General features: G+C 39.6%; 2 protein-coding genes. One reads left to right on the top strand and one right to left on the bottom strand.

The window, feature by feature from the left end; all coding sequences use genetic code 11:
• The coding region (locus A6733_RS00460) for a hypothetical protein (protein WP_141663429.1) at positions 1–247 on the bottom strand (247 nt) is incomplete at its 3' end.
• 159 nt (positions 248–406) lie between these two features.
• Here A6733_RS00460 and A6733_RS00465 point away from each other — a divergent pair.
• A partial coding sequence (locus tag A6733_RS00465) for a hypothetical protein (RefSeq protein WP_141663428.1) occupies positions 407–1,003 on the top strand: 597 nt, incomplete at its 3' end.

Here is a 1,003-nt window from a genome sequence, read left to right on the forward strand (position 1 = left end):
TAATTCTCCCGGTCGTCGTAAGTTCATCACTCAGGTTTGATGGAAGTTGTTCGCTTAACTTACTCTTGTAAGGAACTCCAGCTGATTCAACAGCTCTCGAAATGAGATCACTAATTATTTGAGCACTATCAGGATGTAACTTAACTCCCAGCAAATCAGAAACATCCTGATCAGCAATAATGGCTGGAGAAGAAACAGTACTAAATCTGGAAGTAGAAGCTTCTCCTATATCATCACAAGTGCTCAAATAATTAGTGATCTCATTTCGAGAGCTGTTGAATCAGCTGGAGTTCCTTACAAGAGTAAGTTAAGCGAACAACTTCCATCAAACCTGAGTGATGAACTTACGACGACCGGGAGAATTATTTGGTGTAGTACTTATAAGGTACTGTGTAGGGATAATTTTGTGCACAGATGTTTTTCTAAGTACTATGGCGATCATATACCTGATTTTATACCTTCTCTTCCTAACATTAAAGTATTGTCCGATTCTCCTGACGGTGGTGTAGAGACGTTAACTGGAGATAGGTTGCTGAGTTTTTTATCGGGACTAGATTCCGCTATCCGCGGTAGGGCAGAGTGTATTTTTAGCTCTATTTGGCGTGAAGTATTTGGTGGCATTTCTGGTGCTCTAGGAGGGGAGTGTTTAGATGCTGTTAATTGTAAAGATTTTATTGATGTTCTCGACATTGCTGGTATTCCCTTAATAGCATCGTCTTCAACATCTAATTTGAAAGCACGATGTTCCAGAACAAATACAAATAGTAAGGATGTTGATAAGTGTAAAGCATCAGGAGATGGATCTTCTTCTGCTCCTACTACAGAAGGAACAGAAGGAAGATACGCGAGTAGCAGTAATGTTCCTGTTCATGTTTACACTTACTCTGAGACAGGGATTGTTTGTACTACTGTTAGGGAGGTGTTGTCCACTCAGTATGTAGATTTTCTGGGCCTTAAGTTTCATCCTGATAGTTATAAACTAATTTCTAGGCTACTTCATGAT

Source organism: Candidatus Ichthyocystis sparus (genome assembly GCF_900078745.1).
GTDB classification, from domain to species: Bacteria; Pseudomonadota; Gammaproteobacteria; order Burkholderiales; family 2013Ark19i; genus Ichthyocystis; species Ichthyocystis sparus.